The organism is Pseudomonas nitroreducens (genome assembly GCF_014204515.1).
Classification (GTDB): domain Bacteria; phylum Pseudomonadota; class Gammaproteobacteria; order Pseudomonadales; family Pseudomonadaceae; genus Pseudomonas; species Pseudomonas nitritireducens_A.
The window spans coordinates 162,545-186,184 of sequence record NZ_JACHLI010000007.1; the positions used below are offsets into that span (position 1 = coordinate 162,545).

Below are 23,640 nucleotides of genomic sequence, written 5' to 3' on the forward strand. Positions count from 1 at the left end.
GTTTGGACGCTTTGCCTAGGCCCTGTCGACCTTTCGTTACAACCCGGTTGCGCCAGGGTAGTCCAGGCAGGCGGATACGTCGCGGAATGGCCGACGGGCCGCGCCACGCGTGGGGGAGGGATGGAGCTGCCGCGCCCAGGCCGGGCGCGGCCAGGTGCGCTTAGAGGCGGAACTCGTGGCCCAGGTAGACTTCCTTCACCAGGTCGTTGGCGAGGATGCTCTCGGCGCTGCCTTCGGCGATCAGCTGACCGTCGTTGACGATGTACGCCGTTTCGCAGATATCCAGGGTCTCGCGGACGTTGTGGTCGGTGATCAGTACACCGATGCCCTTGGCCTTGAGGTGGTGGATGATCTGCTTGATGTCGCCCACGGAGATCGGGTCGACGCCGGCGAAGGGTTCGTCGAGCAGGATGAACTTCGGCGAGCTGGCCAGGGCGCGGGCGATTTCCACGCGGCGGCGTTCACCACCGGACAGGCTCATGCCGAGGTTGTCGCGGATGTGGTGGATGTGGAACTCCTCGAGCAGGCTTTCCAGGGCTTCCTGGCGACCGGCGCGATCGAGGTCGCTGCGGGTTTCCAGGATCGCGCCGATGTTGTCCGCCACCGACAGCTTGCGGAAGATCGAGGCTTCCTGCGGCAGGTAGCCGATGCCGGCGCGGGCGCGGCCATGCATGGGCAGGTGGGTGACGTCCTGCTCGTCGATGCGCACGATGCCCTGATCGGCGCGCACCAGGCCGACGATCATGTAGAAGCAGGTGGTCTTGCCCGCTCCGTTGGGACCGAGCAGGCCGACGATCTGCCCGCTCTCGATGCTCATGCTGACATCGCGGACGACTTGCCGGCTCTTGTAGCTCTTGGCGAGGTGCTGGGCGGTGAGGGTAGCCATTACTGCGCTTGATCCTGCTTCTTCTTCGGCTGGATGACCATGTCGATACGCGGGCGCGGGGTGGTCACCTGGGAGCCGGTGGCGCGGCCTGCGTTGACGATCTGGCGCTGGGTGTCATAGACGATCTTCTCGCCTTCGAAGGTGTTGCCTTCCTGGATCACCTTGGCCTGGTCGATCAGCACGACGCGGTTCTGGGTGACGAAGTACTGGATCGTCAGGCCGTAGGCCTGGGTGATCTGCTTGTCCGGCGCCGGCTTCTGCTCGAAGTAGGCAGGCTTGCCGACCGAGGTGACGACCTCGATGTCGCCGTTCTTGTTCTGCTTGAGCGTAACGGTGTTGCCGGTCAGCTTCATGCTGCCCTGGGTCACTACCACGTCGCCGCGATAGACGGCCACGCCCTGCTTGTCATCCAGTTCGGCGCTGTCGGCCTGGACGCGGATAGGCTGTTCCCGGTCGGTGGGAAGTGCCCAGGCGGCAGAGCTGCCAATGGCGGCAACGAGGCTGAAGAAAAGGGGGAGGGTGTTAACGAGCCTCATGCTGACCTCTTACGTTGGACAGCAGGAGCATCCGGCTGTCTTTCAGATACGCTTTCATGCCGACGGCCGTGGTCACACCGTTGGGTTCGGTGATCTTCACGGGTTGCTCTGTCTGCGCATAGTCCTTGTCTGGGAACACCGTCATGCGGGTAGTGTTGAGCAGGAGGGTGCGGTTCTGCGAGTCGGTGCGCGCAACGCGCACGTCATCGATCAGTTCGACTTCCTTGCCTTCCGGGCCCACCTCGGCGCGAACGCTCTGGACATGCCACGGCTGCGGCTCGTTCTCCCGGTGGAAGTAGAGGTCCGGCGTGGTGACCAGGGTCATATCGGTTGCTTTCAGGTGTTCGAGCTTGTCGGCGGTCATCTCGTAGGCGAGGGAACCGTCGACGCGGTACTGAACGCTCTTGGCGTTCACCACGTAGAAATCGATGGAATCGCTGGTCTGCGACTTGAGCTGGCGTTCGCTGAAGTCCAGGCGCACGTTCCAGTAGTAGCCCAGGGCGATCAGCCCGATGGCGATCAGGGCGAGCAGTAGCTTCTGGCGGAGTGTCTTGGGCATGTTCGGCTCTAGAGGTACGCGCTCTGGGCGGCTTCGAGATTGCCCTGGGCGCGCAGGATCAGTTCGCAGAACTCGCGCGCGGCGCCTTCGCCGCCACGAGCCTGGGTCACGCCGTCGGCGTGCTGGCGCACGAACGCGTCGGCGCTGGCGACCGCCATGCCCAGGCCGGCACGGCGGATGGCCGGCAGGTCAGGCAGGTCGTCGCCCAGGTACGCGACTTCCTCATAGCCTAGACCGAGTTGCGCGAGCAGCTCGTCCAGCGCTACCAGCTTGTCCTCGCGGCCCTGGTACAGGTGGTTGATGCCCAGGTTCTGCGCGCGGCGCTCGACCACCGGGCTGGAGCGACCGGTGATGATCGCGGTGCGCACACCGGAGTTCATCAGCATCTTGATGCCCTGGCCGTCCAGGGTATTGAAGGTCTTGAACTCACCGCCATCGGGCAGGAAGTAGAGCTTGCCGTCGGTGAGCACGCCGTCGACGTCGAACACCGCCAGGCGTACCGCCTTCGCGCGTTGCAGCAGGTCTGCGGTCATTCAGATGACTCCCGCGCGGGTCAGGTCGTGGACATGCAGCACGCCGACCGGATGTTCCTTGTCGTCGACCACCACCAGCACGTTGATCTTGTGGTCGTCCATGATCTTCAGGGCTTCGGCGGCGAGCATGTCCGGGCGGGCGGTCTTGCCGTGCACGGTCATCACCTGGTCGATGGTCACCTGGCGCACGTCCAGGCCCTTGTCCAGGGTGCGACGCAGGTCACCGTCGGTGAATACGCCGGCGAGGCGGCCGTCTGCGCCGAGGATGATGGTCATGCCCAGGCCCTTGCGGGTCATTTCCAGCAGTGCGCCGCTGAGCGAAGTGCCGGGGGAGACCTGCGGCAATGCTTCACCCACGTGCATGATGTTTTCCACTTTCAGCAACAGTCGGCGGCCCAGGGCGCCGCCCGGATGCGAGAAGGCGAAGTCTTCGGCGGTGAAGCCGCGGGCTTCCAGCAGGGCGATGGCGAGGGCGTCGCCGAGCACCAGGGAGACCGTGGTGGAGGAGGTCGGCGCCAGATTCAGCGAGCAGGCTTCGTGCTCCACGCTGGCGTCCAGGTTGACCGCGGCGGCCTTGGCCAGCGGCGACTCGGCATTGCCGGTCATGCTGATCAGGGTGATGCCCAGGCGCTTGATCAGCGGCAGCAGGGTGATGATTTCCGCGGTGGAACCGGAGTTGGAGAGCGCCAGGACCACGTCGTCCTTGGTGATCATGCCCATGTCGCCGTGGCTGGCCTCGGCCGGATGGACGAAGAACGAGGGGGTGCCGGTGCTGGCCAGGGTCGCCGCGATCTTGCGGGCGATGTGCCCCGACTTGCCCATGCCGACCACCACCACGCGGCCCTTGCAGTCGAGCATCAGCTCGCAGGCGAGGGAAAAATTGGCGCCGATGCGCGGCAGCAGGGCGTCCACCGAGTCGCGCTCGAGGCGGATGGTGCGCTGTGCCGACTGGATGAATTCGTGATTCTGGCTCATGTTCCAAAGGCGTGGGGCGAAATGAAGTGCGAGATTATAACGGGAAAGCGGGTCCGGCTTCACCACAGACATCTCATGTTGACCGCATTTTGCTGAACTGAGCCTTAACAGCGCCTTAGCAGCCCTTGGGGCGGGCCTTGGCGGGGTGTTATAGTTCGCGGCCGTTCGGCCTGTCGCGCCGTGTGTCTGCCGTGAGACAGACGGAGCAAGGGACAGTGCCGTGATGAAAGGAGTTCTATGAGCACCAATGACCAATACGCGGTCGAGCTGAAGGGCCTGAGCTTCAAGCGTGGCGCGCGTACGATTTTCGACAACGTGGACATCCGCATTCCACGCGGCAAGGTCACCGGGATCATGGGGCCGTCGGGCTGTGGCAAGACCACCCTGTTGCGGCTGATCGCCGCCCAGCTGCGTCCGTCGAAGGGCGAGGTGTGGGTCAACGGCCAGAACCTCCCGAGCCTGGGACGCAGCGACCTGTTCGACATGCGCAAGCAGTTCGGCGTGCTGTTCCAGAGCGGCGCGCTGTTCACCGACCTGAACGTCTACGAGAACGTCGCCTTCCCGCTGCGGGTGCACACCGAACTGCCCGACGAGATGATCCGCGACATCGTCCTGATGAAGCTGCAGGCCGTGGGCCTGCGCGGGGCGGTGGAGCTGATGCCGGACGAGCTGTCCGGCGGCATGAAGCGCCGCGTGGCGCTGGCCCGCGCCATCGCGCTGGACCCGCAGATCCTCATGTACGACGAGCCCTTCGTCGGCCAGGACCCGATCGCCATGGGCGTGCTGGTGCGCCTGATCCGCCTGCTCAACGACGCCCTGGGCATCACCAGCATCGTGGTCTCCCACGACCTGGCGGAGACCGCGAGCATCGCCGACTACATCTATATCGTCGGCGACGGCCGTGTGCTCGGCCATGGCACGCCTGATCAGCTCAAGGGTCTGGACGATCCCCGCGTGCGCCAGTTCATGAAGGGCATCCCGGACGGCCCGGTGCCGTTCCACTATCCTGCCCGCGATTACCGCGCCGATCTGCTGGGAGAACGCTGATGCGCAAGACTTCACCGCTCGAGCGAATTCGCCTGCTCGGGCGAGCGGGCCTCGACGTGCTCGAGGCGCTCGGCCGTTCGACGCTGTTCCTGGTGCATGCGATCTTCGGTCGCGGCGTGCACAGCGGCGCGTTCCAGCTGCTGGTCAAGCAGCTCTATTCCGTCGGCGTGCTGTCGCTGGCGATCATCGTCGTCTCCGGCCTGTTCATCGGCATGGTGCTGGCCCTGCAGGGCTACAACATCCTGGCCAGCTACGGCTCCGAGCAGGCCGTCGGGCAGATGGTGGCGCTGACGCTGTTGCGTGAACTGGGGCCGGTGGTGACCGGTCTGTTGTTCGCAGGACGTGCCGGTTCCGCGCTGACCGCCGAGATCGGCAACATGAAATCCACCGAACAGTTGTCGAGCCTGGAGATGATCGGCGTCGATCCGCTCAAGTACATCATCGCCCCGCGCCTGTGGGCCGGCTTCATCTCGATGCCGCTGCTGGCGGCTATCTTCAGTGTGGTCGGCATCTGGGGCGGCGCCCTGGTGGCCGTGGACTGGCTGGGCGTGTACGACGGCTCGTACTGGTCGAACATGCAGAACAGCGTGCAGTTCACCAAGGACATTCTCAATGGCGTGGTCAAGAGTGTGGTGTTCGCCTTCGTCGTGACCTGGATCGCCGTGTTCCAGGGCTATGACTGCGAGCCTACCTCCGAAGGTATCAGCCGCGCCACCACCCGTACCGTTGTGTATGCCTCCCTGGCCGTGCTGGGGCTGGACTTCATCCTGACCGCTTTGATGTTTGGAGACTTCTGATGCAAACCCGCACCCTGGAAATCGGTGTAGGCCTGTTCATTCTGGCCGGTCTGCTGGCCCTGTTGCTGCTGGCCCTGCGCGTCAGCGGACTGACCGTGGGCGGCACCGGTGACACCTACAAGCTGTACGCCTACTTCGACAACATCGCCGGCGTCACCGTGCGTGGCAAGGTGACCATGGCCGGCGTCACCATCGGCAAGGTCACCGCGGTCGACCTGGATCACGACAGCTATCGTGGTCGGGTGACCATGGAGATCAACCGCCAGGTCAACAACCTGCCGGACGATTCCACCGCCTCCATCCTCACCGCCGGCCTGCTGGGCGAGAAGTACATCGGCATCAGCGTTGGTGGCGATGAAGAGCTGCTCAAGGAAGGCGATACCATCAAGGACACCCAGTCGGCACTCGTGCTGGAAGACCTGATCGGCAAGTTCCTGCTGAATTCGGTCAACAAAGACGACTCGAAGAAATGAGGACTCACTCCATGTTGAAAACCTTGCGCCGCGGCTTCCTGGTCCTGCTCGCCATCCTGCCGCTGTTCGCCCAGGCCGAGCAGACCGCCCAGCAGGTCGTGCAGCAGACCGTCGACAGCCTGCTGTCGGACCTGAAGACCAACAAGGCCAGCTACAAGGCCAATCCCCAGGCCTTCTACGACACCCTCAACCGCATCCTCGGCCCGGTGGTGGACTCCGAAGGCATCGCCAAGGGCGTGATGACCGTCAAGTATTCGCGCCAGGCGACTCCGGAGCAGATCAAGCGCTTCGAGGAGACCTTCAAGAACAGCCTGTTCCAGTTCTACGGCAACGCGCTGCTGGAATACGACAACCAGGACATCCGCGTGCTGAACACCGGCAAGCAGGAGCAGGATCGCGCTTCGGTCAACATGCAGGTGGTCGGCGGCAACGGTGCCGTCTATCCGGTGCAGTACACCATGGTCAACCAGGGCGGCGACTGGCGCCTGCGTAACGTGATCATCAACGGCATCAACATCGGCAAGCTGTTCCGTGACCAGTTCGCCGACTCCATGCAGAAGAACCGCAACGACCTGGAGAAGACCATCGCCGGTTGGGGCCAGGTGGTCGCCAACGCCAAGGACGCTGCCAAGGGCCAGCCGGAAGGCGGCGCGCAATGACCCAGGGCAGTATCACGGAGCGCGCCGAAGGCCAGCTGGCGCTGGCCGGGGTGCTGGATTACAGCACCGGCCCGAACCTGCGTGAGCAGGGCGGCCGGCTGATCGCCGCCAGCAAGGCCAGTGCACTGCACCTGGACTGCTCGGCAGTGGAGCGCTCCAGCAGCGTCGGATTGTCGCTGCTGCTGTCGTTCACCCGTGATGCGCGCAAAGCCGGGAAATCGCTGCAGATCGCCGGTATGCCCAAGGAAATGCAGGAGATCGCCAAGGTTGGCGGTCTGCTGGAGATTCTGCCGTTACAGCAGTGAGACACTGAAAAGGCCCTCCGTCCGCGACTTCCCCTGCCGGGGTTCGCAGGCGGGGGGCTTTTTTGTATCATTGCCGACCCGCGCGCGTAGGGCGCCGAACGAGGTTGAGCATGCAGGCCGTAGAAGTCAAAAACTTCCTGGAATCGAAACTGCCAGGTACCCAGATTGAAGTGGAAGGCGAAGGCGAAGGCTGCAATTTCCAGCTGAACCTGATCAGCGACGAACTGGCGGGCCTGAGCCCGGTCAAGCGCCAGCAACAGATCTATGCCCACCTGAACGACTGGATCGCCTCGGGCGCCATCCATGCCGTCACCATGAAATTCTTCAGCCGCGCCGCCTGGGCCGAGCGTTCCTGAGCCCACGGGGAATATTGCAATGGACAAACTGATCATTACCGGCGGCACTCGTCTCGATGGCGAGATCCGCATCTCCGGCGCGAAGAACTCGGCGCTGCCGATCCTCGCCGCCACCCTGCTGGCGGACACCCCGGTGACCGTCTGCAACCTGCCGCACCTGCACGACATCACCACCATGATCGAGCTGTTCGGTCGCATGGGCGTGCAGCCGATCATCGACGAGAAACTCAACGTCGAAGTCGACGCCAGCACCATCAAGACCCTGGTGGCGCCGTACGAACTGGTGAAGACCATGCGTGCCTCGATCCTCGTGCTCGGCCCGATGGTCGCCCGCTTCGGTGAAGCCGAAGTGGCGCTGCCCGGCGGCTGCGCCATCGGCTCGCGTCCGGTGGACCTGCACATCCGCGGCCTGGAAGCCATGGGCGCGCAGATCAGCGTCGAAGGCGGCTACATCAAGGCCAAGGCTCCGGCTGGCGGCCTGCTGGGCGCGCACTTCTTCTTCGATACCGTCTCCGTGACCGGTACCGAGAACATCATGATGGCCGCCGCGCTGGCCAACGGCCGTTCGGTGCTGGAAAACGCCGCGCGCGAACCCGAGGTCGTCGACCTGGCCAACTTCATCAACGCCATGGGCGGTGATGTACAGGGTGCCGGTACCGACACCATCGTCATCAACGGGGTGAAGAGCCTGGGTGGCGGTGCCAAGTACAACGTCATGCCCGACCGCATCGAGACCGGTACCTACCTGGTCGCCGCGGCGGCCACCGGTGGCCGCGTCAAGCTCAAGGACACCGATCCGACCATCCTCGAGGCGGTCCTGGCCAAGCTGGTCGAAGCCGGTGCACACATCACCACCGGCAGCAACTGGATCGAGCTGGACATGAAGGGCAACCGGCCGAAGGCGGTGAACATCCGCACTGCGCCGTACCCGGCATTCCCCACCGACATGCAGGCGCAGTTCATCTCCCTGAACGCCATCGCCGAAGGCACCGGCGCGGTCATCGAGACCGTGTTCGAGAACCGCTTCATGCACGTCTATGAAATGAACCGCATGGGCGCGCAGATCCTGGTCGAAGGCAACACCGCCATCGTCACCGGCGTCGAGGAGCTCAAGGGCGCACCGGTCATGGCGACCGACCTGCGCGCTTCCGCCAGCCTGGTGATCGCCGCCCTGGTGGCCGATGGCGACACCATGATCGACCGCATCTACCACATCGACCGTGGCTACGAGTGCATCGAAGAGAAACTGCAACTGCTCGGCGCCAAGATCCGCCGCGTACCGGGCTGAGGCAGAACCAGACGATGCTGACGATTGCCCTGTCCAAGGGCCGGATCCTCGACGACACCCTGCCGCTGCTCGCAGCGGCAGGCATCGTGCCGACCGAGAATCCGGACAAGAGCCGCAAGCTGATCATCCCCACCACCCTCGATGACGTGCGCCTGCTGATCGTGCGCGCCACCGACGTGCCGACCTATGTCGAGCATGGCGCCGCCGACCTCGGCGTTGCCGGCAAGGACGTGCTCATGGAGTACGGTGGCCAGGGCCTCTACGAGCCGCTGGACCTGAAGATCGCCAACTGCAAGCTGATGACCGCGGGTGCGGTCGGCGCGCCGGAGCCCAAGGGCCGCCTGCGCGTGGCCACCAAGTTCGTCAACGTCGCCAAGCGCTACTACGCCGAACAGGGCCGCCAGGTCGATGTGATCAAACTGTACGGCTCCATGGAGCTGGCGCCGCTGATCGGCCTCGCCGACAAGATCATCGACGTGGTCGATACCGGTAACACCCTGCGTGCGAACGGCCTGGAACCCCAGGAACTGATCGCCCACATCAGCTCGCGTCTGGTGGTGAACAAGGCCTCGATGAAGATGCAGCATGCGCGCATCCAGGCCCTGATCGACACCCTGCGCGAAGCGGTGGAGTCTCGACACCGGGCGTAATTCATACCGCGACTCCGGTCGCGGCCGCCTATCCGTGTCATAGCCAAATTTTCTCGGGTGCCCGCACGGAAGGCTTGATAGTCTTGCGGCGCCCGAGATCATGCCAATTAAAGAGGCCAGCTATGACCGCACCCTTCGCAATCCGTCGACTCAACGCCGCCGATCCGGACTTCGCGCGTCATCTGGACCATCTGCTCTCCTGGGAAAGCGTGTCCGACGAGTCGGTGAACCAGCGCGTGCTGGACATCATTGCCGACGTGCGCGAGCGCGGTGACGCCGCCGTGGTGGAGTTCACCCAGCGCTTCGACGGCGTCGACGCCAAGTCCATGGCTGACCTGATCCTGCCGCGCGAGCGCCTGGAACTGGCCCTGACCCGCATCACCCCGGCCCAGCGCGAGGCGCTGGAAACCGCGGCCGAGCGCGTACGCAGCTACCACGAGAAGCAGAAGCAGGACTCCTGGCGCTACACCGAGGCTGACGGCACCGTGCTCGGCCAGCAGGTTACCCCGTTGGACCGCGCCGGCCTGTACGTGCCCGGCGGCAAGGCTTCCTACCCGTCGTCCGTGCTGATGAACGCCATTCCGGCCAAGGTCGCCGGCGTCGCCGAAGTGGTGATGGTGGTGCCGACCCCGCGTGGCGAGATCAACGAGATCGTCCTCGCGGCCGCCTGCATCGCCGGCGTCGACCGCGTGTTCACCATCGGCGGCGCCCAGGCCGTGGCCGCGCTGGCCTACGGCACCGAGAGCGTGCCGCAGGTGGACAAGATCGTCGGCCCGGGCAACATCTACGTCGCCACCGCCAAGCGCCACGTGTTCGGCCAGGTGGGCATCGACATGATCGCCGGCCCCTCGGAAATCCTCGTGGTCTGCGACGGCGGCACCGATCCGGACTGGATCGCCATGGACCTGTTCTCCCAGGCCGAGCACGACGAGGACGCGCAGTCGATCCTGGTCAGCCCGGACGCCGCCTTCCTGGACAAGGTCGCCGCCAGCATCGAGAAGCTGCTGCCGACCATGGAACGCGCCGAGATCATCCGCACCTCGCTGACCAACCGTGGGGCGCTGATTCTGGTCGCCGACCAGGAACAGGCCTGCCAGGTTGCCAACCGCATCGCCCCGGAACACCTGGAGCTGTCGGTGGAAAACCCGGAAAGCTGGCTGCCGAAGATTCGCCACGCCGGCGCCATCTTCATGGGCCGCTACACCGCCGAGGCGTTGGGCGACTACTGCGCCGGGCCGAACCACGTGCTGCCGACTTCCGGCACCGCGCGTTTCTCCTCGCCGCTGGGTGTGTATGACTTCCAGAAGCGTTCCTCGATCATCTTCTGCTCCGCGCCGGGCGCTTCCGAGCTGGGCAAGACCGCTTCGATCCTGGCCCGCGGCGAGTCGCTGACCGCCCACGCGCGCAGCGCCGAGTTCCGCATCCTTGACGGCAAGAGTGAGTAACCGATGAGCAAATTCTGGAGTCCCTTCGTCAAGGAACTGGTCCCCTACGTTCCGGGCGAGCAGCCGAAGCTGGCCAAGCTGGTCAAGCTGAACACCAACGAGAACCCCTACGGCCCGTCGCCGAAGGTGGTCGCCGCGATCCAGGCCGAGCTGAACGACACGCTGCGCCTGTACCCGGACCCGAATGCCGACCGCCTCAAGCAGACCATCGCCGAGTACCACGGCGTGAAGACCTCCCAGGTCTTCGTCGGCAATGGCTCGGACGAAGTCCTGGCGCACGCCTTCCACGCGCTGTTCCAGCACGGCAAGCCGCTGCTGTTCCCCGACGTGACCTACAGCTTCTACCCGGTCTATTGCGGTCTGTACGGCATCGACTTCGAAGCGCTGCCGCTGGACGAGCAGTTCCAGATCCGCGTCGAGGATTACGCGCGCCCGAACGGCGGCATCATCTTCCCCAACCCCAACGCGCCCACGGGTTGCCTGCTGCCGCTCGAAGCCGTCGAGCGCCTGCTGCAGGCCAGCCCGGACAGCGTGGTGCTGGTGGACGAGGCCTACGTCGACTTCGGCGGCGAAACCGCGATTTCCCTGGTCAACCGCTATCCGAACCTGCTGGTGGCGCAGACCCTGTCCAAGTCGCGTTCGCTGGCGGGCCTGCGGGTCGGCTTCGCGGTGGGCCACGAGGACCTGATCGAGGCGCTGGAGCGGGTGAAGAACAGCTTCAACTCCTACCCGCTGGACCGTCTGGCCCTGGCCGGCGCGGTGGCGTCCTTCGAGGACCAGGCCTACTTCGAGCAGACCTGCAGCGCGGTGATCCACAGCCGCGAGAAGCTGGTGGCCGAGCTGATGACCCTGGGCTTCGACGTGCTGCCGTCGGCGGCGAACTTCATCTTCGCCCGCCACCCACAGCGCGACGGCGCCGAACTGGCCGCGGCCCTGCGCGAGGAGGGCGTGATCGTGCGCCATTTCAAGCAGCAGCGGATCAACCAGTTCCTGCGTATCAGCATCGGCACCGAGGAGCAGAACCAGGCTCTGATCGATGCCCTGCGGCTGAAGCTGTAAGGCTTTTGCTGGAAAAGAAAACGGCGCCCTCGGGCGCCGTTTTTCATTGCTCTGGAAAGGAGCGCTGGATCAGTTGGCGTTGGGCGCGGGCGGCGGGCGCAGGCCGACTTCGGCGTTGAGCGTCACCGGCTTGCCGTTGCGCAGCACTTCGATGCTGATCTTCTCGCCCGGCTTGGTCCTCGCCACCTGGTTCATCGAGCGGCGGCCGTCGCTGGCGGCCTCGCCATCGATATTCAGGATGATGTCGCCCGGCAGCAGGCCGGCCTTGGCGGCGGGGCCGTCGCGGTAGACGCCGGCGACGACGATGCCAGCCTTGTCCTTGAGGTCGAAGGACTCGGCCAGTTCCGGAGTCAGCGGCTGCACTTCGACGCCGAGCCAGCCGCGGATCACCTGGCCGTGCTCGATGATCGACTGCATGACTTCCAGGGCCAGCTTGGTCGGGATGGCGAAGCCGATGCCCTGGGAGCCGCCGGACTTGGAGAAGATCGCGGTGTTGATACCGATCAGGTTGCCGTTGGCGTCCACCAGCGCGCCGCCGGAGTTGCCCGGGTTGATCGCCGCGTCGGTCTGGATGAAGTCCTCGTAGGTGTTCAGGCCCAGCTGGTTGCGGCCGGTGGCGCTGATGATGCCCATGGTGACGGTCTGGCCGACGCCGAAGGGGTTGCCGATGGCCAGGCAGACGTCGCCGGTGCGGATGCCGTCGGAGCGGCCGAGCATGATCGAGGGCAGGTCCTTGAGGTCGATCTTCAGCACCGCGAGGTCGGTCTCGGGGTCGCTGCCCACCAGGCGGGCGATGGTCTCGCGGCCGTCGCGCAGGGCCACGACGATCTGGTCGGCGCCGGAGGTCACGTGGTTGTTGGTCAGCAGGTAGCCTTCGGGGCTCATGATCACCGCCGAACCCAGGCTCGACTCCATGCGCTTCTGCTGCGGCAGGTTATCGCCGAAGAAGCGCCGGAACAGCGGGTCGTCGAGCATCGAGTTGTTCGGCTTGCTGACCATCTTGGTGGTGTACAGGTTGGCCACCGCCGGCGAGGAACGGGTCACGGCGTCGGCGTAGCTGACCGGGCCCTGCTGGATGCGGCTGAGCAGCGGGGCTTGTTGCAGGTGCACTTCCTGCTGCGGAAGGCCGACCCATTGCGGGTTATGCTGGATGATCAGCAGCGCCAGAAGCACGCCAACCAGCACGGGCCAGCCGAGGAAACGCAGGGCCTTCAGCATCGAAGAAAATCCTTGGGGTTGCTTGGCCGGGGGAGGGCCGATAGGGTGGCGGCCATTATACGGGCGGCGAGCCAAGAAAATAGACGCGCGCCGCCGTTGTTGGAGGAATTTCGATGGCTATCGCACTGAGCACGCTGGTCGAGGAAGCGGACCGTTTTCTCGACGCGGCGAAGATCCAGGATTACTGCCCCAACGGCCTGCAGGTCGAGGGCCGTCCGCAGGTGCGCCGCATCGTTTCCGGCGTCACCGCCAGCCAGGCGCTGCTGGATGCCGCCGTGGCGGCGGACGCCGATGTGGTGCTGGTCCACCACGGCTATTTCTGGAAGGGCGAGGATGCCCGCGTGGTGGGCATGAAGCAGCGTCGCCTGAAGACCCTGCTGAACCATGACATCAGCCTGCTGGCTTATCACCTGCCGCTGGACCTGCACGGCGAGGTCGGCAACAACGTGCAGCTGGGCCGTCAGCTCGGCTTCGACATCGAAGGCCCGCTGGAGCCGGGCAACCCGCGCTCCATCGTGTTGCTCGGCTCGCTGGCCGAACCCATGCTGCCCAGCGATCTGGCCATCCACGTGCGCGACGTGCTGGGCCGCGAGCCACTGCTGGTGGACGGCGGCCAGCCGATCCGCCGCATCGCCTGGTGCACCGGTGGCGCCCAGGGCTACATCGACCAGGCGATTGCCGCGGGCGTCGATGCCTACCTGACCGGCGAGGTCTCCGAGCAGACCGTACACAGCGCGCGGGAGAACGGCATCAGCTTCATCGCCGCCGGCCACCATGCCACCGAGCGCTACGGCGTACAGGCGCTGGGGGATTACCTGGCCAAGCGTTTCGCCATCGAGCACCTGTTCATCGATTGCCCGAACCCGGCCTGATGCGGCGGCTTTACTTGTAGGAGCGAGCTTGCTCGCGAACAATCCTCGGCACCGCGCCAAGGTTCGCGAGCAAGCTCGCTCCTACAGGTCACCCCAGCGCATGGGATAAAAAAAGCCGGCTCAGTGAGCCGGCTTTTTCGTGGGCGCCTCAGCGGTAGCCGTGGCGCTGGCGGTCCACCGCCTTGCCCAGCTCCCACACCGCCATCGCGTAGTGCGTGCTGTGGTTGTAGCGGGTGATCACGTAGAAGTTCGGCAGGCCGTACCAGTACTGGTAGGTGTTGCCCACGTCCAGGCGCAGCAGGCTGGCGCTCTGGTGGTTGCCCAGCGAGCCCTGCGGGCGCAGGCCGGCGTTGGCCAGCACGCTGATCGGGTACTGGGTCTTGAAGCCATCCTCCAGCGAGCGCGCCTGGCCGATGGCCGGGATCGCCACGGCATCGCCGGTGACCCAGCCATGCTGCTTGAAGTAGTTGGCCACGCTGCCGATGGCGTCGCGCGGGTTCCACAGGTCGCGGTGGCCATCGCCGTCGAAGTCCACCGCGTACTTGGTGAAGGAGGAGGGCATGAACTGCCCGTAGCCCATGGCGCCGGCGTAGGAGCCGCGCAGCGACAGCGGGTCGACGCCTTCCTTGCGCGCCTGCAGGAGGAACTGCTCCAGCTCGCCGCTGAAGAATTCCGCGCGGCGTGGATAGGAGAACGACAGGGTGGCCAGCGCGTCGATGATCCGCGTCTTGCCCATCACCCGGCCCCAGCGGGTTTCCACGCCGATGATGCCGACGATGATTTCCGGCGGCACGCCGTAGGTGCGCGACGCACGCTGCAGGTCGGCTTCGTATTCGTTCCAGAACTGCACACCCTTCTGCACGTTGTCCGGGGTGATGAATTTCTTCCGGTAGCGCAGCCAGGCCCCGTTCGGGCCGCTGGGCGCGGTGTAGGTGGGCGCCTGGCGATCCATCAGACGGATCACCCAGTCCAGTTCCTGGGTCTGGGCGAACAGGTCGTGCAGGCTCTGCCGGTTGAAGCCGTACTGGCTGACCATCCGGTCGATGAAACGGTTGGCGTTGGCGTTGTTGGCGTAGTCACCGCGCAGTGGTGTGATCGGTTGCACCGAGCCGAAAGCCGGGTGGGCACTGGGAGTGATCAGCGTCGGCGCCCTGGGTTTCGGCGCCGGCTGCGGAGCGGGGGTCGGTTTGCTGCTGCACGCGCAGAGGAAGAGGAACAAAGGCAGGGTGAAAGCGATGCGGCGCATGGGAAATCTTCTGGGACAGGAAAACGTGGTCGCTATGCTAGCGCAGTGCCGCGCAGGCACAAGTCGGGAGCCGGTTGTACGAGGCTGACACTGTTGCAGGAAAAGTCCTGCACTGATCCTTCCCAAGGACTTCAGCAGATGCCTTGCGAGTCCGCTAATCGGGGCCCGGGGAGGTGGCGGATGCTTCGCTGGATACCCGCTGCTCAACTGAGCGCGGATGGCTATATCAGTATATTTTTTCGGTATAACCCGCTCCCCGGTTAGAGCCTTGCGCTGTGATAGAGTGCGCGCTCGTCTACGGCCCGCCGGCCGTCCATAAGCAATTCCGTGAGTAGCCATGGTCGACAAACTGACGCATCTGAAACAGCTGGAGGCCGAGAGCATCCACATCATTCGCGAGGTCGCCGCCGAGTTCGACAACCCGGTGATGCTGTACTCGATCGGCAAGGACAGCGCGGTGATGCTGCACCTCGCGCGCAAGGCCTTCTTCCCCGGCAAGCTGCCGTTCCCGGTGCTGCACGTCGATACCCGCTGGAAATTCCAGGAAATGTATCGCTTCCGCGAGAAGATGGTCAGCGAATACGGCCTGGACCTGCTCACCCACATCAACCCCGATGGCGTGGCGCAGGACATGAACCCCTTCACCTACGGCAGTGCCAAGCACACCGACGTGATGAAGACCGAGGGTCTGAAGCAGGCGCTGGACAAGTACGGCTTCGACGCCGCCTTCGGTGGTGCCCGCCGCGACGAGGAGAAATCCCGCGCCAAGGAACGTGTCTACTCCTTCCGTGACAGCAAGCACCGCTGGGACCCCAAGAACCAGCGCCCGGAACTGTGGAACGTCTACAACGGCAAGGTGAAGAAGGGCGAGTCGATCCGTGTCTTCCCGCTGTCCAACTGGACCGAGCTGGATATCTGGCAATACATCTATCTGGAACAGATCCCGATCGTGCCGCTGTATTTCGCCGAAGAGCGCGAAGTCATCGAGATGAACGGCGCGCTGATCATGATCGACGACGAGCGCATCCTCGAGCATCTCACGCCCGAGCAGAAGGCCAGCATCCAGAAGAAGATGGTGCGTTTCCGTACCCTGGGCTGCTACCCGCTGACCGGCGCAGTGGAGTCCACGGCAACCACGCTGCCGGAAATCATCCAGGAAATGCTGCTGACCAAGACCAGCGAACGCCAGGGGCGGGTCATCGACCACGACCAGGCCGGTTCGATGGAAGAAAAGAAACGTCAGGGGTACTTCTGACGAAGAGCTGCAAGTTGCAAGCGGCAAGCGGCAAGTAAAAGCGAGCTGAGGTCGTCGGCATGGATTTTGAGAAGCTCGAAGTCTGGCAGCGATCCAGGCGCCTGGCAGTTGCGGTCTTCAAGTCGATGGCGGAGTGCCGCGACTTGGGGTTCAGGGATCAGATAACGCGATCTGCGCTTTCGATTCCGAGCAACATCGCTGAAGGGATGGAAAGGGAAAGCGACAAGGAAAAATGCCGCTTTCTCTGGATTGCCAAGGGCTCCTGCGGAGAACTCAGGACTCAGGTGATGATCGGCGCTGAAATTGGCTACCTTGCGCAGCCACTTGCAACTGAATGGATTAATGAAGCCCGTGAGCTGTCGCGAATGCTGCACGGGTTGATCAGCAAAATTTCTGTCTAGCTGTGCACTGACAAGCTTGCCGCTTGAAGCTTACAGCTTGGAGCTCGAATGAAATGAGTCACCAATCCGATCTGATCAGCGAGGACATCCTCGCCTACCTGGCCCAGCACGAGCGCAAGGAACTCCTGCGCTTCCTCACCTGCGGCAACGTCGACGACGGCAAGAGCACCCTGATCGGGCGCCTGCTGCACGACTCCAAGATGATCTACGAAGACCACCTGGAAGCTATCACCAAGGATTCCAAGAAGGTCGGCACCACCGGCGACGACGTCGACCTGGCGCTGCTGGTGGACGGCCTGCAGGCCGAGCGCGAGCAGGGCATCACCATCGACGTGGCGTACCGCTACTTCAGCACTGCCAAGCGCAAGTTCATCATCGCCGACACCCCCGGCCATGAGCAGTACACCCGCAACATGGCCACCGGCGCGTCCACCTGCGACCTGGCCATTATCCTGATCGACGCCCGCTACGGCGTGCAGACCCAGACCCGCCGGCACAGCTACATCGCCTCGCTGCTGGGCATCAAGCACATCGTCGTGGCCATCAACAAGATGGACCTGAAGGACTTCGACGAGAGCGTGTTCGAGCAGATCAAGGCCGACTACCTGCAGTTCGCCGACAAGATCAACCTGAAGACCAACTCCCTGCACTTCGTGCCGATGTCGGCGCTCAAGGGCGACAACGTGGTCAACAAGTCCGAGCGCTCGCCGTGGTACACCGGCCAGTCGCTGATGGAAATCCTCGAGACCGTGGAAGTCGCCGGCGACCGCAACCTCGACGACATGCGCTTCCCGGTGCAGTACGTCAACCGCCCGAACCTGAACTTCCGCGGCTTCGCCGGCACCCTGGCGAGCGGCGTCGTGCGCAAGGGCGATGAAATCGTCGCGCTGCCGTCGGGCAAGGGCAGCAAGGTCAAGTCCATCGTTACCTTCGAGGGCGAGCTGGAACAGGCCGGTCCTGGCCAGGCCGTCACCCTGACCCTGGAAGACGAGATCGACGTTTCCCGCGGCGACATGCTGGTGCATGCCGACAACCGTCCGCAGGTCACCGACGGCTTCGACGCCATGCTGGTGTGGATGGCCGAAGAGCCGATGCTGCCGGGCAAGAAGTACGACATCAAGCGCGCCACCAGCTACGTGCCGGGTTCGATCCCGAGCATCAGCCACAAGGTGGATGTGAATACCCTGGAAGAGACTCCCGGCAGCGAACTCAAGCTCAACGAGATCGCTCGCGTGAAGGTCAGCCTGGATGCGCCCATCGCGCTGGACGGCTACGGCCAGAACCGCACCACCGGCGCCTTCATCGTCATCGACCGGCTGACCAACGGCACCGTCGGCGCCGGCATGATCATCGCCGCGCCGCAGGCCGGTCAGGGCGCCGCCGTGCACCATGGCGGCGGCCATGTCGCCCGTGAGGAACGCGCCGCTCGCTTCGGCCAGCAGCCGGCCACCGTGCTGTTCAGCGGCCTGTCCGGCGCCGGCAAGAGCACCCTGGCCTACGCCGTGGAGCGCAAGCTGTTCGACATGGGCCGCGCAGTCTACGTGCTGGACGGCCAGAACCTGCGCCATGACCTGAACAAGGGCCTGCCGCAGGACCGCGCCGGTCGCAACGAGAACTGGCTGCGTACCGCCCATGTGGCCAAGCAGTTCAACGAAGCCGGCCTGATCAGCCTGTGCGCCTTCGTCGCGCCGAGCGCCGAAGGCCGCGAGCAGGGCAAGGCGCTGATCGGCGCCGAGCGCTTCGTCACCGTCTACGTCCAGGCGTCCCCGCAGGTCTGCCGCGAACGCGACCCGCAGGGTCTGTACGCTGCCGGCCAGGACAACATCCCGGGCGAGTCCTTCCCCTACGACGTGCCGCTGGATGCCGACCTGGTGATCGACACCCAGAGCCAGTCGGTGGACGAGGGCGTCAAGGCGGTTCTCGACCTGCTGCGCCAGCGCGGCGCGATCTGATCGCCCCCGCGTTGTGAACAAGCCCCGCACCTGCGGGGCTTTTTCTTTTGCTTTGCGTAGGCGTGAGCTTGCTCGCGAACCTCCTGAAATGCTGCTGTCCAGGCAATGTTCGCGAGCAAGCTCGCTCCTACGAACAGCCTCTGGGACGACCTGCGAAGATTCACTGGCAGATGGCTATTGCTGTCGAACTGCACCTGCATATAATGCGACTGATTATTATTTGCTGAATAGCAGGTGCGGCGGTGTCGCTACTGGGTCGTACACAACTGGCGGATCACGACATGCATCGCCTCTACGCCGACCACCATGGCTGGCTGCAGGGCTGGATCCGGCGCAAGACGGGCTGTTCGCAACGTGCCGCCGACCTGGCCCAGGATACTTTCCTGCGCGTGCTCATGGTCCGCGCCAGGGGCGTGGCGGTGTACCTCGAACAGCCGCGCGCCTACCTGGCGACCATTGCCCGTGGCCTGGTCGTCGACCACTGGCGCCGCCAGCAGCTCGAACAGGCGTGGCTGGAGTCCCTGGCCGCCCAGCCCGAAGCCGTGCAGTCGTCCCCCGAACAGCTGGCGCTGATCCTGGAAACCCTGCACCAGGTGGATGCCCTGTTGCTGCGTCTGCCGGTCCAGGTGCGCCGGGCTTTCCTGCTGGCCCAGCTGGATGGCCTGCGCTACCGCGAAATCGCCGTGGAGCTGGGCGTGTCCGAGCGCATGGTGAAGAAGTACCTGGCCCAGGCTTTCCTGCATTGCGCCGTACTGGAAGCCGAGCTGGACGGAGTGCTGGTGCAATGAACCGCACTGACGGCACCCTCAGCCACGCCAGTCTCCAGCAGGCGGCGAACTGGTACGTGCTGCTGCAGGACGAGAACCCTTCTGCACAGACGCACGCGCAATGGCGTCAGTGGCTCGACCAGCACGCCGAGCACCAGGCTGCCTGGCATTACGTGGAGCGTATCGGCCAGCGTTTTGCACCGCTGCAGGGCGAGCGCCAGCTGGCGGGGCGGGTGCTCAAGGCCAGCGGCGAGCGCCAGCTGTCCCGCCGCCAGGGGTTGAAAAGCCTGCTGGTGCTGGGCGCCGGCACACTGCTGGGATGGGGCACCTGGCGCGGTACCGCGCTGCCGAGACTGGTGCAGGGCTGGAGCGCCGACTACAGCACGAGCACCGCCGAGACCCGCGAAGCCATCCTGGCGGACGGCAGCCACCTGTGGCTCGCGGCGGTCAGCGCGGTGGATGCCGACTTCGGCCCGGAGCAGCGCCTGCTGCGCCTGCGTTTCGGCGAAGTGCTGGTGGATACCGCCAAGGACGCCGCACAGCGGCCCTTCCTCGTCGAGACCGAACACGGGCGTCTGCGCGCCTTGGGCACGCGCTTCGCCGTCAAGCAACTGGGCGACGCCACGCGCCTCAACGTCTACGGCGGCGCGGTGGAAATCCGTACTGCCGACAGCGGCGAGCGCCGCGTGCTGCAAGCCGGCCAGCGGGCCGATTTCACCCGCCTGGCCATCGGCGAGGTGGCGCCGGCGCAGACCGCGGGCGAGTCCTGGGTGCGCCACGTGCTCACCGCCGAGGACATGCCGCTGGGGCAACTGGTCGAGGAGCTGGGGCGCTATCGCCACGGGCACCTGGGCTGCGATCCGGCGGTGGCGCAATTGCCGGTGATGGGCGCCTTCCCCCTGGACGACACCGATCAGGCCCTGCGCCTGCTGGCTGCCGCCCTGCCGGTGAGGGTCGAGCGCCTGACTTCCTGGTGGGTCAGCATCGAGTCCGTCTGAGGCGCCGGAAAAAATCTTTCCGTTCAGGTTCCCCTTTTGGTTTCTCGTTCGGTCACTCCTGAGAACGCACTTCTACCCACTGCACCGAACCAGGGAACCCCATGTACTTGTCCACTCAATCCTCGCGCCGCTTCGCCCGGCGACCGCTGGCGCTGGCCATTTCGTTGTCGCTGTGCAGCGCCGCTGCGCTGACCCTGCCCACCGCGCCGGTCCAAGCCGCGTCCGGCTCGGAGCAGAGCGCCACGCACGAATACCACATCGCGCCGGGCGCCCTGGCGGCGGCACTCAACCAGTTCAGCAGCCAGGCCGGCATCTACCTGGTCGGTCACAACGACCTCACCGCCGGTAAATCCAGCCAGGGCCTGAATGGCCGCTACAGCGTCGACCGGGCACTGGCGCTGCTGCTGGATGGCACCGGCCTGCAGGCGATCGCCCAGGAATCCGGCGGCTACGTGCTGCAGCCGGATCCGAGCGGTTCGGTGCTGCAGCTGGATTCGACCTCGGTCATCGGCACCGGCATCAGCGGCGAGCAGCTGGCAGACAAGGGTTACAACGCCAAGGTCAGTTCCACCGCGGGCAAGACCAGCACCTCCCTGGCGGAGACGCCGCGTTCGATCTCGGTGGTGACCCGCCAGCGTATGCAGGACCAGCAGTCGCAGACGCTGACCGATGTGCTCGGCTACGTACCGGGGATCTTCGCCCCGCCGTTCGCCGCCGGCGACGGCCAGGCCGGCGACCTGTTCTTCATTCGCGGCTTCAACGCCACCGACTGGGGCTATGGCCTGCTGCGCGACGGCCTGCGCGTGCAGGGCAACCGCTACGACACCAGCAGCGAGCCCTATGGCCTGGAGCGCGTCGAAGTGTTCCGTGGCCCGACCTCGATCCTCTACGGCGAGAACGCTCCGGGCGGCATCGTCAACCTGGTGAGCAAGCGGCCCACCGCCGATCCGCGCGGCGAGGTGCAGCTCACCTACGGCTCCCACGACCGCAAGCAGCTGGGCGTGGACGTCTCCGGTCCGCTGACCGACGAAGGCAACATCCTTGGCCGGGTGGTGATGCTCGGGCGCGACTCCGGCACCCAGGTCGATCACCAGCCGGACGACCGCATCTACATCGCGCCGTCGATGACCTTCAACTTCGACGACGCCACCGCGCTGACGCTGCTCTCCACCTACCAGCGCGACCGAACGCTGATGGAACTGGGCTACCCGGCGGCCGGCACCCTGCTGCACAACCCCAACGGCAAGATCAGCAAGAGCACGCTGCCGGGCAACCCGGACTGGGACAACTTCGAACGCGAAACCTGGACCCTGGGCTACGAGTTCAGCCACCAGCTCGATGACACCTGGCAGTTCCGCCAGAACTCGCGCTACATGCAGTCGCGCATCGACCGCCGCGAGATGTGGCCGGGCAGCCTGAACAACGGTGGTTTCGGCACCAACGTCAACTTCACCGCCTACGACCGCTACAACAAGTCCATGACCTACTCGCTGGACAACCAGTTCGAGGGGCACTTCCAGTCCGGCGAGCTGGCCAACACCGTGCTGGTCGGCGCGAGTTTCGACCGCACTTCGTTCAACCAGGACTGGGACGCTGGCGCCGGCGGCTCGGTGAACGTGTTCGATCCGGTCTGGACCACCAAGCCCAGCACGCCGATCCACGTCCAGGACGCGCTGCTGGAGCAGAAGATGTACGGCCTCTATGGCCAGCTGCAAAGCCGCTACGACAACTGGATCGCCCTGCTCGGCGGGCGTCTGGACGAGGTCAACAGCCAGTACCGCAACCGCGCCGGCACCACCAACGGCCTGGCCGACCTCGACTACTGGGACCACGACTTCACCTGGCAGGCCGGCCTGATGTACCAGTTCGAGAATGGCCTGTCGCCCTACGTCAGCTACTCCACCGCCTTCGCTCCGACCCAGCAGACGTCGAGCAAGTCCGGCACCCTCGACCCGACCACCAGCGAGCAGTACGAGATCGGCGTGAAGTACGAGCCCAAGGGCTGGAACACCTCGATGACCGCCTCGCTCTACGACCTGCGCAAGACCGACGACGTCATCTACGACAGCGTGGTGGGCGACTACCGCCAGGTCGGCGAAAGCCGCGCCAAGGGCCTGGAACTGGAGGTCAACAGCGACGTCACCGAGAACCTCAGCCTGACCGCGTCCTACACCTACACCGATTCGCGCATCACCAAGGACGCCCCCGGCTCGCTACTGGAAGACCACCAGATGACCGGCGTACCGCGCAACCAGGCCTCGGCCTGGGGCACCTACCGCTTCCTCGACGGCTACCTCAAGGGCCTGCGCGTGGGCGGCGGCGTGCGCCACTTCGACAGCACCTTCGCCTACACCCCGGCCTCGCTCTACGGCAAACTCGACACGGGCGACGTGACCCTGGTGGATGCACTGGTCGGCTACCAGCTCGATGAGCACTGGTCCGCCGAAGTGAACGCGAAGAACCTGCTGGACAAGGAATACGTCGCCGGCTGCAACAACGCCGGGCGCTGCTACTGGGGCGAGGAGCGCACCCTGCTGGGTAGCGTGACTTTCCGTTGGTGATGCTGGCTCTTTCGCATTGAGGAAAGCCCCGCCCTGGCGGGGCTTTTCTTTGCAACGAGCGGTGATTAACCGGCGTGCTTCATGTAGGAGCGAGCTTGCTCGCGAACCTTGCCGGATGACGAGGTATCAAGCAGTTCGCGAGCAAGCTCGCTCCTACAAAAGATGTTTCAGTGCAGGCAAAAAAAAGCCCCGCCATGGCGGGGCTTTTTTGTGGGCTGGACTTCAGTACTTGCTCTTCAATCCGTACGTCTCGTCCAGGGTGCCGGGGCCGTCGCCGGATTTGGGCGCATAGTCGCGCGGCGCCTCGTTGTTGGCCGGCGGGGTCAGGCGCTCGCGGCGCTCCGGGTACTCGTCGGTGTGCAGGGCGGCCAGCAGGCGCTGTTTGGTCTGCTCGTCCAGGGCCAGGCGTTCGGCGCCCTCGGAGAGGTGCTCCTGGACGTCCTGGTAGCTCTGGGTGAGCCTCTTCATCAGGTTGGCGGAGGTAGTGAAGTGGGTCACCACTTCGCGCTGGTAGCTATCGAAACGATCCTGCATGTCGTCCACCTGACGCTGCAGCTTGTTCGGCGCAGCATTGGGCAGCAGACGGGCGATCAGAAAGCCGATGCCGACCCCGACGATCAGGGCGAGTAGCGGCAGCAACCAGGTGGTGAGGGACTGTTCCACGCGAATCCTTCCTCTATAGACGGCTTTGCTTTACGTTAGCGGCTTGCACCTGTGCTTGTATACCGTGGCGAATGCTTCGCCGCCTGCGCAGGTATTGAGCTAGACGAGACGACCCGCCACGGGGTCACGGAGCTGTTGT

25 protein-coding genes are annotated in these 23,640 nt (G+C 64.9%); 17 read left to right on the forward strand and 8 right to left on the reverse strand.

Features of this window, described 5'->3' with window-relative positions:
- Positions 1 to 160 precede the first annotated feature (160 nt).
- From lptB to HNP46_RS11710, 5 genes are read right to left on the reverse strand one after another with little or no spacing between them, the layout of a single operon-like run.
- Positions 161 to 886, reverse strand: a complete 726-nt coding sequence (lptB, locus tag HNP46_RS11690) for an LPS export ABC transporter ATP-binding protein (protein ID WP_184588999.1) — start codon at positions 884 to 886, stop codon at positions 161 to 163.
- Positions 886 to 1,422, reverse strand: a complete 537-nt coding sequence (gene lptA, locus HNP46_RS11695) for a lipopolysaccharide transport periplasmic protein LptA (protein WP_184589001.1) — start codon at positions 1,420 to 1,422, stop codon at positions 886 to 888. The genes lptB and lptA overlap by 1 nt, the downstream gene beginning before the upstream one ends.
- Positions 1,409 to 1,981, reverse strand: coding sequence for an LPS export ABC transporter periplasmic protein LptC (gene lptC / locus HNP46_RS11700; RefSeq protein WP_184589003.1), 573 nt, complete (start codon positions 1,979 to 1,981; stop codon positions 1,409 to 1,411). Before lptC ends, lptA begins: the two co-directional genes overlap by 14 nt.
- A gap of 8 nt (positions 1,982 to 1,989) precedes the next feature.
- Positions 1,990 to 2,514 (reverse strand): KdsC family phosphatase, encoded by a 525-nt coding sequence (locus HNP46_RS11705; protein ID WP_184589005.1) that lies wholly within the window; start codon positions 2,512 to 2,514, stop codon positions 1,990 to 1,992.
- Positions 2,515 to 3,489 (reverse strand): KpsF/GutQ family sugar-phosphate isomerase, encoded by a 975-nt coding sequence (locus HNP46_RS11710; protein WP_184589007.1) that lies wholly within the window; start codon positions 3,487 to 3,489, stop codon positions 2,515 to 2,517.
- Positions 3,490 to 3,726: 237 nt separating this feature from the next.
- Between HNP46_RS11710 and HNP46_RS11715 the strand changes: the two genes are divergently transcribed.
- The 10 genes from HNP46_RS11715 to hisC all read left to right on the forward strand — a co-directional run bounded on the left by HNP46_RS11715 (position 3,727) and on the right by hisC (position 11,568).
- Positions 3,727 to 4,536 (forward strand): ATP-binding cassette domain-containing protein, encoded by an 810-nt coding sequence (locus tag HNP46_RS11715; protein WP_184589009.1) that lies wholly within the window; start codon positions 3,727 to 3,729, stop codon positions 4,534 to 4,536.
- Positions 4,536 to 5,333, forward strand: coding sequence for a lipid asymmetry maintenance ABC transporter permease subunit MlaE (gene mlaE, locus HNP46_RS11720; protein ID WP_184589012.1), 798 nt, complete (start codon positions 4,536 to 4,538; stop codon positions 5,331 to 5,333). Before HNP46_RS11715 ends, mlaE begins: the two co-directional genes overlap by 1 nt.
- The gene (mlaD, locus tag HNP46_RS11725; protein WP_184589014.1) at positions 5,333 to 5,806 is read left to right on the forward strand and encodes an outer membrane lipid asymmetry maintenance protein MlaD; all 474 of its coding nucleotides are present in this window, start codon (positions 5,333 to 5,335) and stop codon (positions 5,804 to 5,806) included. The genes mlaE and mlaD overlap by 1 nt, the downstream gene beginning before the upstream one ends.
- An 11-nt stretch (positions 5,807 to 5,817) precedes the next feature.
- On the forward strand, positions 5,818 to 6,465 hold the full coding sequence (locus HNP46_RS11730; RefSeq protein ID WP_184589016.1) for an ABC transporter substrate-binding protein: 648 nt from the start codon (positions 5,818 to 5,820) through the stop codon (positions 6,463 to 6,465).
- Complete coding sequence (locus HNP46_RS11735) at positions 6,462 to 6,770, forward strand: STAS domain-containing protein (protein WP_184589019.1); 309 nt, start codon at positions 6,462 to 6,464, stop codon at positions 6,768 to 6,770. Before HNP46_RS11730 ends, HNP46_RS11735 begins: the two co-directional genes overlap by 4 nt.
- Positions 6,771 to 6,880: 110 nt before the next feature.
- The gene (locus HNP46_RS11740; protein ID WP_184589021.1) at positions 6,881 to 7,126 is read left to right on the forward strand and encodes a BolA family protein; all 246 of its coding nucleotides are present in this window, start codon (positions 6,881 to 6,883) and stop codon (positions 7,124 to 7,126) included.
- Positions 7,127 to 7,145: 19 nt separating this feature from the next.
- Entirely contained in the window at positions 7,146 to 8,414 is a 1,269-nt protein-coding gene (murA, locus tag HNP46_RS11745; protein ID WP_184589023.1) for a UDP-N-acetylglucosamine 1-carboxyvinyltransferase, read from the forward strand.
- Positions 8,415 to 8,428: 14 nt separating this feature from the next.
- Positions 8,429 to 9,064: an ATP phosphoribosyltransferase gene (gene hisG / locus HNP46_RS11750; RefSeq protein WP_169888221.1), complete on the forward strand. Its 636-nt coding sequence runs from the start codon at positions 8,429 to 8,431 to the stop codon at positions 9,062 to 9,064.
- A 122-nt stretch (positions 9,065 to 9,186) separates the two neighbouring features.
- Positions 9,187 to 10,509, forward strand: coding sequence for a histidinol dehydrogenase (gene hisD, locus HNP46_RS11755; RefSeq protein ID WP_184589026.1), 1,323 nt, complete (start codon positions 9,187 to 9,189; stop codon positions 10,507 to 10,509).
- Positions 10,510 to 10,512: 3 nt separating this feature from the next.
- Positions 10,513 to 11,568 (forward strand): histidinol-phosphate transaminase, encoded by a 1,056-nt coding sequence (gene hisC / locus HNP46_RS11760; RefSeq protein ID WP_184589028.1) that lies wholly within the window; start codon positions 10,513 to 10,515, stop codon positions 11,566 to 11,568.
- A gap of 69 nt (positions 11,569 to 11,637) precedes the next feature.
- Here the strand turns inward: hisC and algW are convergent, their stop codons facing one another.
- The gene (algW, locus tag HNP46_RS11765; RefSeq protein WP_184589030.1) at positions 11,638 to 12,786 is read right to left on the reverse strand and encodes a Do family serine endopeptidase AlgW; all 1,149 of its coding nucleotides are present in this window, start codon (positions 12,784 to 12,786) and stop codon (positions 11,638 to 11,640) included.
- Between the two features lie 113 nt (positions 12,787 to 12,899).
- Between algW and HNP46_RS11770 the strand changes: the two genes are divergently transcribed.
- Positions 12,900 to 13,658: a Nif3-like dinuclear metal center hexameric protein gene (locus tag HNP46_RS11770; RefSeq protein WP_184589032.1), complete on the forward strand. Its 759-nt coding sequence runs from the start codon at positions 12,900 to 12,902 to the stop codon at positions 13,656 to 13,658.
- 148 nt (positions 13,659 to 13,806) lie between these two features.
- Here the strand turns inward: HNP46_RS11770 and mltB are convergent, their stop codons facing one another.
- Positions 13,807 to 14,904 (reverse strand): lytic murein transglycosylase B, encoded by a 1,098-nt coding sequence (gene mltB, locus HNP46_RS11775; protein WP_184589035.1) that lies wholly within the window; start codon positions 14,902 to 14,904, stop codon positions 13,807 to 13,809.
- A gap of 337 nt (positions 14,905 to 15,241) precedes the next feature.
- Between mltB and cysD the strand changes: the two genes are divergently transcribed.
- The 6 genes from cysD to HNP46_RS11805 all read left to right on the forward strand — a co-directional run bounded on the left by cysD (position 15,242) and on the right by HNP46_RS11805 (position 22,838).
- On the forward strand, positions 15,242 to 16,159 hold the full coding sequence (gene cysD, locus HNP46_RS11780; protein WP_184589037.1) for a sulfate adenylyltransferase subunit CysD: 918 nt from the start codon (positions 15,242 to 15,244) through the stop codon (positions 16,157 to 16,159).
- A gap of 59 nt (positions 16,160 to 16,218) precedes the next feature.
- Positions 16,219 to 16,560 carry a four helix bundle protein gene (locus tag HNP46_RS11785; RefSeq protein WP_184589039.1) on the forward strand — a complete coding sequence of 114 codons (342 nt, stop codon included), beginning with the start codon at positions 16,219 to 16,221 and terminating at the stop codon, positions 16,558 to 16,560.
- Between the two features lie 53 nt (positions 16,561 to 16,613).
- The gene (cysN, locus tag HNP46_RS11790; protein ID WP_184589041.1) at positions 16,614 to 18,512 is read left to right on the forward strand and encodes a sulfate adenylyltransferase subunit CysN; all 1,899 of its coding nucleotides are present in this window, start codon (positions 16,614 to 16,616) and stop codon (positions 18,510 to 18,512) included.
- Between the two features lie 281 nt (positions 18,513 to 18,793).
- Complete coding sequence (locus HNP46_RS11795) at positions 18,794 to 19,300, forward strand: sigma-70 family RNA polymerase sigma factor (RefSeq protein WP_184589043.1); 507 nt, start codon at positions 18,794 to 18,796, stop codon at positions 19,298 to 19,300.
- On the forward strand, positions 19,297 to 20,277 hold the full coding sequence (locus HNP46_RS11800; RefSeq protein WP_184589045.1) for a FecR domain-containing protein: 981 nt from the start codon (positions 19,297 to 19,299) through the stop codon (positions 20,275 to 20,277). Before HNP46_RS11795 ends, HNP46_RS11800 begins: the two co-directional genes overlap by 4 nt.
- Positions 20,278 to 20,378: 101 nt before the next feature.
- A complete protein-coding gene (locus HNP46_RS11805; RefSeq protein ID WP_184589047.1) occupies positions 20,379 to 22,838 on the forward strand; it encodes a TonB-dependent siderophore receptor in 2,460 nt (819 codons plus the stop codon).
- 222 nt (positions 22,839 to 23,060) lie between these two features.
- Here HNP46_RS11805 and HNP46_RS11810 read toward each other — a convergent pair whose 3' ends face one another.
- A complete protein-coding gene (locus tag HNP46_RS11810) occupies positions 23,061 to 23,501 on the reverse strand; it encodes a YhcB family protein (RefSeq protein WP_184589049.1) in 441 nt (146 codons plus the stop codon).
- Positions 23,502 to 23,640 lie beyond the last annotated feature (139 nt).